This window comes from Archangium lansingense (genome assembly GCF_026626635.1).
GTDB lineage: Bacteria > Myxococcota > Myxococcia > Myxococcales > Myxococcaceae > Archangium > Archangium lansingense.
This window is the reverse complement of sequence record NZ_JAPNKA010000001.1, coordinates 9,073,308-9,086,343: the sequence shown is the minus strand read 5'-3', so window position 1 is coordinate 9,086,343 and position 13,036 is coordinate 9,073,308. Positions and strand designations below refer to the sequence as shown.

At 68.1% G+C, this 13,036-nt stretch carries 6 protein-coding genes, 2 tRNA genes and 2 pseudogenes; 4 read left to right on the top strand and 6 right to left on the bottom strand.

Annotated elements, in window-relative coordinates; genetic code table 11:
• Positions 1 to 313: 313 nt before the first annotated feature.
• The 3 genes and pseudogenes from OV287_RS35985 (at position 314) to OV287_RS35970 (ending at position 5,561) form a co-directional block, all read left to right on the top strand.
• Positions 314 to 3,394: a hypothetical protein gene (locus OV287_RS35985; RefSeq protein ID WP_267538559.1), complete on the top strand. Its 3,081-nt coding sequence runs from the start codon at positions 314 to 316 to the stop codon at positions 3,392 to 3,394.
• Positions 3,349 to 5,198 (top strand): annotated as a pseudogene (locus OV287_RS35980) (ABC transporter ATP-binding protein). The gene OV287_RS35985 and the pseudogene OV287_RS35980 overlap by 46 nt, the downstream one beginning before the upstream one ends.
• A 277-nt stretch (positions 5,199 to 5,475) precedes the next feature.
• Positions 5,476 to 5,561 (top strand) — tRNA-Leu (locus OV287_RS35970).
• A 6-nt stretch (positions 5,562 to 5,567) separates the two neighbouring features.
• On the opposite strand, the gene OV287_RS35965 is transcribed toward OV287_RS35970, so the two are convergent.
• Positions 5,568 to 6,998, bottom strand: coding sequence for an FAD-binding oxidoreductase (locus tag OV287_RS35965; RefSeq protein ID WP_267538556.1), 1,431 nt, complete (start codon positions 6,996 to 6,998; stop codon positions 5,568 to 5,570).
• Positions 6,999 to 7,249: 251 nt separating this feature from the next.
• Here OV287_RS35965 and OV287_RS35960 point away from each other — a divergent pair.
• A tRNA-Arg gene (locus OV287_RS35960) sits at positions 7,250 to 7,323 on the top strand.
• Between the two features lie 293 nt (positions 7,324 to 7,616).
• Here OV287_RS35960 and OV287_RS35955 read toward each other — a convergent pair.
• The 5 genes and pseudogenes from OV287_RS35955 to OV287_RS35935 all read right to left on the bottom strand — a co-directional run bounded on the left by OV287_RS35955 (position 7,617) and on the right by OV287_RS35935 (position 12,942).
• Complete coding sequence (locus OV287_RS35955) at positions 7,617 to 8,672, bottom strand: zinc-binding dehydrogenase (protein ID WP_267538555.1); 1,056 nt, start codon at positions 8,670 to 8,672, stop codon at positions 7,617 to 7,619.
• Between the two features lie 262 nt (positions 8,673 to 8,934).
• Positions 8,935 to 10,214 (bottom strand): annotated as a pseudogene (locus OV287_RS35950) (hemolysin family protein).
• Positions 10,215 to 10,285: 71 nt separating this feature from the next.
• The gene (locus OV287_RS35945; protein ID WP_267538554.1) at positions 10,286 to 10,666 is read right to left on the bottom strand and encodes a response regulator; all 381 of its coding nucleotides are present in this window, start codon (positions 10,664 to 10,666) and stop codon (positions 10,286 to 10,288) included.
• Positions 10,667 to 10,761: 95 nt separating this feature from the next.
• Positions 10,762 to 11,595, bottom strand: coding sequence for a metallophosphoesterase family protein (locus tag OV287_RS35940; RefSeq protein ID WP_267538553.1), 834 nt, complete (start codon positions 11,593 to 11,595; stop codon positions 10,762 to 10,764).
• A gap of 90 nt (positions 11,596 to 11,685) precedes the next feature.
• A complete protein-coding gene (locus tag OV287_RS35935) occupies positions 11,686 to 12,942 on the bottom strand; it encodes a ceramide glucosyltransferase (protein WP_267538552.1) in 1,257 nt (418 codons plus the stop codon).
• Between the last annotated feature and the right edge of the window lie 94 nt (positions 12,943 to 13,036).

Genomic DNA, 13,036 nt, shown 5'->3' with positions numbered 1-13,036 from the left:
GTGCGCGGCGGTTCTCATAGGCGGAGTCGGGGGGCTTTTGCGCGGGCTTGGGAGTCCAGATGGGGTCAACCCAGCCCACTCTGCGAGCGTGCGATGGTAACAGTGCCCGCGTTGTCATGAGAAGGATGCTTGCCTCATGTCCTGGCGGGCGACCTGACCTCTGGTCTCGTGCCACCCAAGTGCTGTGGTATCGCTGCTACATCCGTGGTGCTTTTGCACCGCGACGCGTCGGCGGGCCGCGTCAGGGAAAAGCATCCCCCCTCATGGAGTGGGCGCGCAGGGGTATGGCAAGCTGGTCTTCGTGTCTTCTTCCATGACTCGAGAGCTCGACCCGATCCTCGAACGAGATCCCGCGGGGGTGTACGCCGCGATGGACGAGACCACTCGCGAACGGTACCGGCGGGCATGCCAGGAGTTGGCGGAGTGGTCGGGGCAGACGCCCACCGCGGTCGCACAGGAGGCGATCCGCCTTAGCGAGGAGCACGGTGCCAGTGAGCCTCGAGGGCACCACGTCGGCGCCTGGTTGATCGCTGAGGGGCGAGTTCAACTCGAAGCCCGTCTGGGCTGCCGTGTCCCCTGGACGAAGCGCGCCGCCCGGACTCTGCGGCGGCACGCCAGGGGCATCTATGTCGGCGCACTCTCCGTGCTCACGGTGCTCGCGCTCATCGGATTGGAGCGCTTGCTCGCCGCGCATGGGGTGGCGTCGGTCCATCGCTTCTTCCTGGTGGTCCTCCTCGCGTCCCCCTTCTTCGACTGCTTCAACGACAACGTCGACCTGATACTCCTGCACCTCATGCCTGCTCCGGAGCCGCTTCCGAGGCTGGAGCCCGAAGGGGTGTTTGCGCGTGACGCCAGGACTCTGGTCATCACGCCGCTGCTCATCTCGAGTGCCGAGGACATCGAGGCCCAGCTGCGCAAGCTGGAGATCAACTACCTGGGCAATGTCGATCCCCACCTGTTGTTCGCTCTGCTGACGGACTTCCGCGACGCTCCGGAGAAGGAGCTGCCGGCCGAACGCGAGCTGCTCGAGCGGCTGGAGCGGGGCATCCGCGAGCTCAACGCGCGACACGGCTACTCCGTGCAGCCGCGTTTCTTCTATTTCCACCGCGAGCGGCGGTGGAACCCCGTCGCGGGCCGCTGGATGGGTTGGGAGCGCAAGCGCGGAAAGCTCGAGGAGTTCAACCAGCTGCTGCTGGGTGCTCGTGACACCAGCTACATGGGCACCGTACCCGAGGCCCTGCACTCCATTCGTTACATCCTCACGCTCGATGCGGATACGCACCTGCTGCCCGGCCACGCCGCCCGGATGGTCGCTACGCTCCACCACCCGTTGAATCAGGCCCGGTTCGACGCGTCCGGCCGGCGGGTGAGCGCGGGCTATTCGCTCCTCCAGCCGCACATTGAGGATGGGCCCTCCCGGGCGCAGTGGCTGGCTTCGGGGGGCTGGTCCGTGTCCATCGCCCGGGATCGCAAGAACTTCTTCATCCCAAGCCCGGGTTCCCTGCATCAGTCCCTCTTCGCCACCGGCCAGTTCTATGGGAAGGGCCTCTACGACGTGGCCGCGTTCACGCGCAGCCTCGAGGGCCGGATTCCCGAGAACGCCATCCTCAGCCACGACAAGCTCGAGGGCATGTACACGCGCGTCGCGTTCGTTCACGACGCCACGTTGTTCGAGAGCCGCCCGAAGAGCTTCCAGAGCTTCTGCCGCATCAACCACCGCTGGATTCGAGGCGACTGGCAACTGCTGCCGTGGATTCTTCCCTGGGTGCCTACGCGCGAGGGCCGCCTCGTTGCGAACACCCTGTCCCTGTACGATCGCTGGAACCTGCTGAAGGATCTCCGCCAGAGCCTCGGCACCCCGTTGTCGCTCTTCGCGATCGTCTACGGGTGGCTGTGTCTTCCGAGCAGCAGCGTGTGGGCCTGGTCGCTCGGGGCGCTGCTGTGGATCTGCCGCCGCGCGCTGGTCGCCACCGTGTCAGGCACGCTCGTCATGGGATGGCGCTCCCGGTCCGTTCTCAACGGCCTGCGCTACCTGGCCGGCTCGATCCCGGCCATCCTCATGGACGCCTTCATTCAGCTCGAGCGCCTCCTTCCGCTCACCGCCCTCTCGCTCGATGCCATCGGCCGCACCCTGTACCGGCTCGCGTTCGACAGGCGCCGGATGCTGGATTGGACGACACACGCCCAGTCGAGCCGTGAGGGTGGCGGGCTTCGCTCCCTGCTCGTGTTCCCCGAGGTGTGGGGCGCTGTTGTGTTGGCACTCGGCATTGGCGGTGCCCTGGCCGTGTTCAACCCGGGGGCGCTGCCCTGGGCCAGTCCGCTGCTCCTCGTCTGGATTCCCCTCGTGGTGCTGCCTTCCCGGAGTATGCGCGCCTCCGCTCCGGTGGTGATGCCGGAGCGCGACGTTCTCCAGGCCCTGGCTCGTGGTGCCTGGGAGCAGTACGCGCGGATGGATCCGACCGGCCGGGAGCTGCCCCGCACGGCGGAGCTCACTCCGACGGATCTCGCCCTCTGGCTGGTGGCGCCGTTGAGCGCGTACCACCTGGGCTACCTCGCACTCGAGGATCTCGTGTCCCGGCTCGGCGAGTCCCTGGCCACCGTCGCGGGCCTGGAGCGCCATCGTGGGCATCCGTTCGCGCGGTATGACGCGGCGGAGCGGCGGCCGGTGGGGCCCCGGCGTATCTCCACGGCGGAGAGCGGTGTACTGGCCGCGGCGCTCGTGGTCGTCGAGCGGGGGCTGCAGGCCTCGCGTGGGGCCACCTCGGAGGAGGAGTTGCTGGCGCGGCTCGGACAAGCCGAGGCGCGGGCGCGGGAGCAGCGCGAGGGGATGGACTTCGCGTTCCTCTATGATTCCGCGGCCGAGCTGTTCCACACCGGCTACGACGTTGAGTCCCAGTCGCTCGACGGAGCGCACCACGGGCAGCTCACCTCGGGGGCGATGCTGGCCGGTTTCGTGGCGATCGCGCGGAGGCAGATTCCCCTGCGGCATTGGGTGGCGCTCACGGAGTCGGACCAGCGGCTGCGCGCGGCGGGCGCTGCCACCGTCGGGCACGATGCGCTCGCCGAGCAACTGCTGCCCACCCTGTTCCTCTGGTTCCCCCCGGCGACGTTGCTCTCGCAGGCGGCGCTCGCCACGGTTGACGCGGGCCTTCCTCCGGCTCCGGCCGCGCCGCATCTCTCCGCGCTCGCGCTGCGCTTCCGGCCCGAGCGTGCGCTCGCGGACCTGCGGCGTGCGGCGGAGGCCGGTGCGAGTGGGCCGAGGGATCAGGCCATGTCCCTCGCGGCAGTGGCCAACCTGACGTGTGACGACGTCCTGGTTCAGCATTTCCACCAGCACTGGCAGACAGGATGGGTCGAGGGGCTGGTCTACGAGACGAAGGACTTCACCCCATGATGGAGCAGTCCCAACCCCAGGGGCGTGTGGCCTCGCTCAAGAACATCCTGCCGGTGCTGCGCATGGTCTGGGATTCCGGTCCCGGAACGGTGCTGGCCAACCTCGTGCTGCGCTCGGTCGCGGCGCTGGTGCCAGTGGCGGTGCTGGTGGTGGCGCGGTGGATTGTCGATGCCGTGGTGAGCGGGACGACGGCGGGGCAGGGCATGACCCAGCACCTGTGGGAGCTGGTCGGCCTGGAGTTCGCCCTCGCGGCGCTGGGGGGCATCCTTGCCCGCTCCATCGTCTACCTCAATGTCGTGCTCGCCGAGCGGTACGTCCGTCACGTCAGCCTGCGGCTGATCGAGCATGCCTCGCAGTTGGATCTCGCGACCTACGAGGATCCCTCCTTCCATGACCGGCTAGAGCGGGCGCGCGTGCAGGCCACCGATCGGCTCGTCATGGTCGAGGCGGTCGCCCGCTTCCTGCAGCAGATAGTCACCGTGGCGAGCCTGTGCGTGGGCATCCTGGTGTTCTCCCCGTGGATCCTCTTGTTCATCATCCTCTGCCTGGTGCCCGCGGCGCTCGTCGAGGGCCGCTTCGGCGCAGAGTTCTACGCGATGAACTTCCGGCACACGCCCAAGCGGCGTGAGCTCGACTACCTGAGACAGCTCGGTGCGAGCAGGGAGAGCGCCAAGGAGCTGAAGATCTTCGGTCTGAGTCCCTTCCTGATGCGCCGCTACGAGAAGCTCTCGGGGGAGATCCTAGAGGACGTGGTCGCGCACTTCGGACGCGCGTTCCGAGGCCTCTCGCTGCTGTCGCTCCTCGGCTCGCTGGGCTACTACGGTGCCTACGCGTTCGCCGTGTACAAGGCGGCGCGCGGCGAACTGAGCGTGGGTGAGCTGACCTTCCTGGCGGGTGCCATCGCGGGTGCCAACCGCAACATCCAGGACATGTTCTCCACCGCGGTGGGCATCGCGGATCAGGCGTTGTACGTCCACGACATGCTCGCGTTCTTCGCGGTGAAGCCGGCCATCCAGTCGGGTCCAAGGGCGCTCAAGGTTCCTCGGCCCATCCGCCAGGGCTTCGAGTTCCGCGACGTCACCTTCGCCTACCCTGGCCGCCCGCAGCCCGTCCTCAAGGGGGCGAGCTTCCGGCTGGCACCGGGCGAGCGTATCGCCCTCATCGGAGAGAACGGCCAGGGCAAGACGACGATCGTGAAGCTCATGATGCGCCTCTATGATCCCACCGAGGGGCAGATCCTCCTCGATGGTGTGGATCTGCGCGAGTACGACACCGACGACCTGTGGCACGAGGTAGGGTCATCTTCCAGGACTTCGCCCGCTACGAGATGACGGCGGCGGACAACATCGCCGTGGGCCGTATCGAGCAGCAGGGCGAGCGCGCGCTCATCGAGCAGGCGGCACACAAGAGCCTGGCCAACACGGTGGTGGACCGCCTACCGAGTGGATACGACCAGATGCTCGGCCGGCGCTTCGAGGGGGGCGTGGATCTCTCGGGCGGCGAGTGGCAGAAGATCGCGCTCGCGCGGGCGTACATGCGCGATGCACAGTTGCTTGTCTTGGATGAGCCGACGGCAGCGCTCGATGCGCGCGCCGAGCTGGACGTCTTCAACCGCTTCGGCGAGCTGACGGCGGGGAAGATGGCGCTGCTGATCTCCCACCGGTTCTCGACGGTGCGGATGGCCGATCGGATCCTCGTCCTCAAGGATGGGAAGATCATCGAGGAGGGCCACCATGAGCAGCTCCTCGCGAGCGGCGGGAACTACGCGACGATGTACGAGCTGCAGGCGTCTCGCTACCGCTGAGCCGGGGCGTCTACCCCTGGCGGATGACGGCGGACGGCTCCAGGCGCCGGGCCTAGGAGGCCAAGGGAAGTTCGTTCGCGCTCATGCTGAAAGGCTCGCCTGCCAGGTGGAGGAGAAATCTATCCTGCGCGAAAGTGGGACTCCATGCGCACCCCTGAAAACCCATGGCCCGAGGGCTTGGGGCTGGGGGAGACAGGAACTTCCGGAATCGAGGACGATCTGGCAGGGGAGCCTCTTGCGCAGAGTGGGGCGAAGTCAGTACACGAGAGGGGCTGACGCACGAGTGGCGAAACTGGCAGACGCAGCGGACTTAAAATCCGCTGGCCCGAAGGGGCCGTCCGGGTTCGATCCCCGGCTCGTGCATTCCCCTCAAATGGCGCGAGCGAGCAGAGGTGAGCCTTGAGCGGGGGTTGTCAGCCTGCGCCACTGGTCCGTCTGGAGAACATTGTTCGGATCCAGTCTCGCCTTGAGCGCCAGGAACTGCTCGATGGCTCCCGGTGCGTGATTGGCGCGGAACTGCTCCGCGGTGAGGATGGAGTCCTTCGCGTAGTAGAAGCGCCCGCCGTGGGCGAGCACGTGGTCCGCCAACTCCCGGGAGAGCTTCCACAGGCGCTCGCGGTTGGAGCCGGTCACGGAGAAGTCGAGCGCCAGCGAGTACCCATCGACGTAGTAGCTCATCAGGAACGGAGCCGGCCGGTGGCGCTTGAGCACCCCGAGGTACGGGACGAGCCCCTCGCGCTGGCAGCGCTCCAGGATGTGCGTGTAGACAGCGGCGGCCTGCTCCTTGGGGACGAAGGGCTGGAACTGCAGCAGCCCACCCGGAAGCAGGGCCCGCTTCCATCCCGGCACGTAGTCGAGCAGGAAGTGGAACGCGCCATGTGTCTGCAGATGCGCCGGGCGGCTGGCCTCACGGATGCCGGCGTAGAACTTGGCCATGTTGACCCAGCGCATCGCTCTGCCGTGCACGGTCAGCCAGAGGCCAGGCCACAGCCAGGCTAGCGGAACCACGCCAAAGGCCCGTCCGGGGACATCCTGCCGCTCGGGGGCGAGGAAGGGATCGGGGCTCTGTTCGGCGGGGACGTGCTGCGCCAGATGCAGGAGTCCTCGACCGAGGCGGGCGCCGCGCGCGTAGCAGTCAATCCAACCCACCATGTAGTCCGAATCGGCCTGGGAGGTATCGAGCGCCTGCATCGCCTCCCCGAGGTCCCGCACGCTGCGCGCCTGCACGAGGAGCCGCCCGGAGGACACGCGCTTGAGCTGGAGCTCGACCTCGAGGATGCACCCGAGCAGTCCCATTCCTCCGATGGCGGCGTGGAAGATGTCGGCGTTCTCGGTGCGGCTGCAGCGCAGCTCCTGGCCCGAGGGCGTCAGCAGGCGGAAGGAGCGGACGTACTCGCCGAAGGAGCCGACCCTGTACTGATTCTTCCCATGGATGTTCATGGACAGCGCGCCACCGATGGTGACGTGCATGGTGCCGGGCACGACGTACGGCCAGAAGCCGTGGGCGATGCTCTTGCGCCACAGGGCCGCCACGGTGACGCCGGGTTCCACCCGCGAGAGGCCCTCCGTGCTGTCGAACTCCAGGATGCGATCCAGCCGTCCCAGCTCGACGATGGCTCCCCCGGTGTTCAGGGCCGCGTCGCCGTAGCTCCGCCCTCCGCCGCGAAAGGCCACCGTCTCCCCACGCCCACCCGCCGCCGTCATCAGCTCGGCCAGCTGCGCCACGCCCTCCACCCGGTGGACCAGGCTGTGGCCCGCCGTGGACTCCCCCCAACCTCGAACCTCCTCGTTCTCGTGCATCGCTCGCTCTTCGTCTGGGCTGGGACTTCGCTCGCCCGGCCCCAGGTGCATACCCCGACCGGCGTCCTTGGGCCTGCTCATCGCCACCTTGATGTGGCGCCCGCTCCCCAGGCGGTCAGTCAGGTGGGTATCCAACAGTGGAGTCGGGCCCCTTGGGGAGGATGTCTCCACCCGGCGCTGTTCCAAGAAAGCGTGCTTGCGTCAGCGGAGGAAGTCGGTTACTTACCCACCCGCTGTCGCTGAGGCTGCTTGCGCGATTAGCTCAGCTGGATAGAGCGTTGGCCTCCGGAGCCAAAGGCCGCAGGTTCGAATCCTGCATCGCGCGCAAAGTGAAGGGCCTGGAATCCTTGGGGAAATCCCCCGATGGTTCCGGGCCCTTCGCTTTTCCGGCCGGGCCTTGCAGCATGGATGCCGCAGAAGTCGCCTCCGTGCCGGCCGCAGCCTGCCCACCTGAATCGTCCTGCCGCTGGGTAGGCCGCAGACCAATGATGTCCTGCAGCAGCCTCGTGTCCCCCCCTCGGCGAGCGGACGCCGTCGCGCGCGACACACCCGCTCACGCCCCAAGCTGGAGAGCGGTGTCACTGGCGAGCATGGAACTCAGGTGGGGGCAGGTGGCTCTCAGGGCCGGATGGCGACCTTGATGACGCCCTCGCGCCGCTCGCCGAAGAGCGCATAGGCGTCCCGGATGTCGTCGAGCTTGAAGCGATGCGTGAGCAGTGGAGTGAGGTCCACCCGCTTGCTCCGCACCATCTCCATCAGCCGTCGCATGCGCTCCTTGCCGCCAGGACACAGCGTGGTGACGATGTGGTGGTCCCCCAGGCCCGCTACGAAGGCGTCGTAGGGCAGCTCCAGCTTCCCCGAATACACACCCAGGCTGGAGAGGGTACCCCCGGGCCGCAGGCAGCTCAGCGCGTTCTCGAAGGTGCTCTGCGTCCCAAGCGCCTCGATGGCCACGTCCGCGCCGCCGCCGGTGAGTCGCTTCACCTCCCGCACCACATCCACCTGACGGTAGTCGAGCACCACGTCCACGCCCATGCGACGCGCCATCTTCAGGCGGTTCTCATCTCCATCCACGCCGATGACCAGGGCCGCGCCCATGAGCCGCGCCCCGATGGAGGCGCACAACCCGATGGGCCCCTGGGCGAACACCACGACCGCGTCGCCGATGCGCACCTTGCCGGACTCCGCGCCGCTGAAACCCGTGGAGGCGATGTCCGCCAGGAGCACCACCTGCTCATCCGTCAGTTCGTCCGGGATGGGGGCCAGGTTGGCCTGGGCCGAGGGCACGCGCACGTATTCGGCCTGGACGCCGTTCAGCGTGTGGCCCAGGCGCCAACCGCCGAGCGCCTCGTAGCCGCCGCCGTGTCCGCACTGCGAGAGCTGCCCGGAGAGGCAGGTGCGGCACTGACCGCACGGAGTGACGGCGCCTACCAGGACCCGCTGCCCGACCCGGTAGCCCTCCACGCCGGGGCCCAGGTCCTCGATGACTCCCACGAACTCATGGCCGATGACGAGCCCCGGCTTCACCGGGTATTCGCCACGCACGATGTGCAGGTCCGTGCCACAGATGGTGGTGAGCGTCATCCGCACCACGGCCTCACCCGGGCACGCCTGGGGACGTTCCACCTCTTCGATTCCGAACTGATTCACGCCACGAAAGACGTTGGCCCGCATGACTCTCCGCCTCCTTGAGGAGCGGGGCACACGGTGCCTCACTGCATCAGCGCCTCCACGTGCCGGATGGAGGGGCCGCAACCTTCCGCACAGAGCCGGCTGGTGCATCGTCAGGCGGTACACGGTCCCCAACCTCCGCGGACAATGGACGCCTGGCGACTCTTCCTGGCTGGCAGATCGGCCACGACGCGGACTGCCTCCCGAACGACACTTCTCCTCAGCTCACGCGGAAGCTCGCGCCACGCGCCGAGCTGCCGCATGTTCAAGAGGCGCTGGACTCCTCATCTTTGGGCAGGTGGATGCGCACGGAGCGCACCCGGCGGGGGCTGGAGTCCAGCACCTCCAGCACCGTCCCGTCCTCCAGGGTCAGCTTCGTGCCCGGCTCGGGGATGGTGCCGGCCTCCGCGGAGCAGAGACCTCCCACGGTGGACCAGCCCTGGCCCTCCTCCAGCTCCAGCCCCAGCGCCCGATTCACGTCCCGGATGGCCGCTGTGCCTTGCACGACCACCGAGGTGGGCTCTCGCGCCGGATGAGCTCCTCGGGCTTCTCGAACTCGCTGGCGATCTCCCCCACCAGCTCCTCGACGAGGTCCTCCACCGTCAGCAGGCCCGCCACGCCGCCCCGCTCATCCACCACGATGCCCAGCTGCATCCGCTTCAGCTGCAGCTCCTTCAGGGCGTCAATGGCCCGCATCGACTCGAAGGCGAACCAGGCCGGCCGCATCACGTCCTCCAGCACGATGAGCGAGCCCTCCCATGCCACGCCCAGCAGATCCTTCGCGATGACGTAGCCCACGATGTTGTCGAGCGTCCCCTCGTACACCGGCATTCGCGAGTGCCCGTGCTCCAGCAGCACCTGTTTGATCTCCTCAGCGCTCGAGTGCCGGCGCAGCGCCACGATGCGGCTGCGAGGCACCATCACCGCGGACAGGGGGATGGTGCCCAGATCGAAGGCCCGCGAGGCGATCTCCCCGGCGCGGGGATCCAACGTGCCCGACTTCGCTGCCTCCTCCACGAGCTGCTGCAGCTCGTCGGGTGACAGGCGCGACTCGGTGAAGTTGGTCCGGTCTCCGAAGAAGCGAAGGATGAGGTTGGAGCTGGCGGTGAGGAACCACACCAGCGGCTGCACCAGCCAGGAGACTCCCAGGAGCGGGCGGGCGATGAATAGCGCGTAGCCCTCGGAGAAACGCAGGGCCAGGGACTTGGGCACCAGCTCGCCCAGCACGAGCGACAGATAGGACACCAGCCCCACCACGCCCGCGAAGGCCACGCTCTCGGCGGTCTCCCCCTTCAGCCCCAGCGTTGTGAGCGGCCCCACCAGCCGTTGGGCGATGGAGGCCCCGCCGAAGGCCGCCGCGGAGGCGCCCACCACGGTGATGCCGATCTGCACGGTGGCCAGGAATCGCTCGGGGTTGTCCCGCAGCGCCTGCACCGCCTGAGCGGCGCGGTTGCCCTCCTCGAGCAGCTCACTCAGGCGCGTCTTGCGCACCGACAGCAGCGCGAGCTCCGCCCCGGCGAAGATGCCGTTGGCGAGGATCAGCAACAGGATGATGGCGAACTCGGTTGCGATGGCCGTCTACCCTCCGGTCATCGATGTATAGCAACTGGAATTGTTTAGGAGTCCAACGATTGAAGCAGAAGTGAGAGCTGATCCCTGCTGGCACCTTTGGGCAGGTAGTAGTGCGGGCCAGTGCGGAGGGCTCCTCCGACTTCCTGCGCCGCCGCGGCGGTGAGGAACACCACTCGAGGCGGGTTGCCGTTGCGCGGCATCCGCTCCAGCACCTCGAAGCCGTTCATCCCGGGCATGTTCAGGTCCAGGAGCATCACGCCGTAGCGCTGCCGTGCCAGCGAGTCCAGAGCCTCCTGGCCGTTGGAGGCCTCGATGGCCTCGTAGCCAAGGTCCTCCAGACACAGCCGGAGGAACTCTCGCCAGTCCGCGTCGTCGTCGACGACCAGCACCTTGCGTCCGTTGTCCTCAGCTGCCCTTCGACCCAAGTGTCCTCCTGGTACGTGGGGACAACCCGTCGACGGCAACGTGGCATTCACGTAGGGAACAAGGTCGGCCGGAGGGCAGGGGAGGAGACGAGCCCTCAAACGAGCGACATCGTGAGCTGGCTGGCCAGGTACTGCAGGGCGGGCATGACATTGGGGGCCGAGCGCTTGCGCGCCGGGGGAAGCGCCGTCTGCTGCCACGAGGGCTCGCCCACCAGGCGGCCGGCTGCATGCTGGAAGAGGCGGAAGCGACCGAGCTCCACGGAGCTGCCCGAGTTGTAGATGCGCAGCCCGCGGCCCTGGAAGGGGCCCAGGTCGAACTCGCGCGGCACGTGCCGGTGGCCGTGGAGGATGAGATCGCACCGGCCCTGGACGCGGCGGACCAGCTCGGCGCCCAGCGTCAGCTCCGCGGCATGCGGCCAGCCCATGCGCGTGGCGAAGCGCTCCGGCAGGCTCTCCTCAGGCAGGGGCAGCACATGGTGGTGCAGCAACACGGCGGTGAGCGCACCCGTCGGAGCGGCGCACAGGGCGGCATCCGCCTCGTCCAGCGCCGCCCGGGTCAGCTCGCCGTGGCAGGCGAAGTAGTTGCGGTTGTGCGGGCCGGTGGAGTCCACGCACACCAGGTAGAGGTCCTCGTGCCGCTCCACCCGGACCTTCTGGCCGTTCATCCAACTGCTGCCGGCGTCCTCACCGGTGCGGTCGTGGTTGCCGGGGATGAAGGTGAGCCGTCCGGCCTCGAGCAGCGGAGCGAAGAGCTCCCGGAAGCGTCGGTACTCGCTTCGGCTGCCCTGGTGGGTCAGGTCTCCCGTCACCACCACATGGTCCACGCGCTCGGCGAGGAGGGTCTCCACGAGCGCGGTGGCCGTCGCGTCGCTCTCGCGGGAGAGGTCCAGGTGCAGGTCCGACAGGTGTGCCAGCTTTCGGATGAGCATGGGTACGCATGAAGTACCCAGCCGCTGAAACACGGGGATGGCCCCCAGGTGAACCTTCCGAGGGGGCCCGGTGACTTCGCGGTGAAGCCGTCAGCCCGCGAGCAGCTCCTCGGTACGCTCGGCGTCGGCCTCGGCTTGGGACTTGGCCTGGGGCGTGGGCAGCGACTCCACCGGGGCGGGCGTGGGCGGCAGCAGCCGCGAGCCGTCCATCACGCGCAGTTTGTTGCCGCGCCAGTCCACCGAGCGGGCGAAGAGGCCATTGCCCCAGGCGACGAAGAGCAGCACGTCCTTGAGCAGCACGGCCGGCACCGTTATCGCCGGGGTGGCCTGCCCGGGCCGGAGCGCCCGGAAGATCGCCACGTCGTGGACGACCTTGGCCAGCGCTACCCCGCCCACCACTCCGAGTGCCCGGAGCGAGGGCTCCAGCAGGGTGCCCAGCAGCGCATACGGCAGCGGGTTGAGCAGCGACTGCGCCAGGTACACCGGGGTGGGGATGCAGGTGTGGTGGATGATGCACCAGCGCACATAGCGCTTGAAGAAGGCCGTGACGCTCTTCTTCTGCGACACGTTGTAGACGGGGGCGCGCGCCACCACGGACCGCAGGCCCAGCCGCCGCGACACCCAGCGGCCGATGACGAAGTCCTCGGCCAGCACGTTGCGCACCGAGTAGAAGCCGCCCAGTGCCTCCAGCACGCTCCGGCGCAGCGCCATGGACTTGCCCACCACGATGTCCTGGTTGGCGGCCTGCTTCGCGGCGATCTGCCCCGCGCCCGTCGTGGTGCTCTGGTACAGGTTGTCCATCAGCGAGCCCAGCGTCTGCTCACCGATGCTGCTCACCGGGTGCGAGATGCAGCCCACCTTGGGGTCCTCGAAGGTGCGGGCAATCTCCTCCAGGTAGTCCGGCCCCACGCGCGTGTTGGAGTCGCTGATGAGCAGGATGTCGTAGCGGGCCGCTCCCGACAGGGTGATGAGCTGATTCACCTTGGGGTTGAGACCGGGCTCGCCCTGTTGGAGCTCCAACCGCATGACGCCCGGCCAGCGCGTCACGGCGGCCCGGGCTACCTCGTAGGCTGGATCTCGCGTGTCCTTCACTCCCAGTACGACCTCGTAGGCCGGGTAGCCGAGCGTGGCGAAGCACGCCAGGTTGGCCTCCAGGTCGTCATCCACCCCGCACAGAGGCTTGAGGATGGAGATGCCCAGCGGGGACCCGCCGTTGCGGTTGGAGACCGGAGCGGGAGCCCGGGACAGAGTCCATTGCCGGCGCAGCACGAAAAAGAGCTGCGCCGCGAGCGGGATGACTCCAAAAGCGGCGAGGGCGAGCAGGGTGTGGCTGAGCGCGTGGATCATGGGCGCGGGCTGTCTCCTGAACGGGGGGAGCGCATTCGCGGCGCATCCTACCCGCTAAGTTAGCGAAGCCCAAAGGCCGCGTGGTGACGCTCCC

Excerpts from the sequence above, each read along its gene's own strand:
- OV287_RS35940 (WP_267538553.1), bottom strand. The coding sequence starts at position 11,595 with ATGCTCATCCGAAAGCTGGCACACCTGTCGGACCTGCACCTGGACCTC.
- OV287_RS35965 (WP_267538556.1), bottom strand. The coding sequence starts at position 6,998 with ATGCACGAGAACGAGGAGGTTCGAGGTTGGGGGGAGTCCACGGCGGGC.
- OV287_RS35935 (WP_267538552.1), bottom strand. The coding sequence starts at position 12,942 with ATGATCCACGCGCTCAGCCACACCCTGCTCGCCCTCGCCGCTTTTGGA.
- OV287_RS35955 (WP_267538555.1), bottom strand. The coding sequence starts at position 8,672 with ATGCGGGCCAACGTCTTTCGTGGCGTGAATCAGTTCGGAATCGAAGAG.
- OV287_RS35985 (WP_267538559.1), top strand. The coding sequence starts at position 314 with ATGACTCGAGAGCTCGACCCGATCCTCGAACGAGATCCCGCGGGGGTG.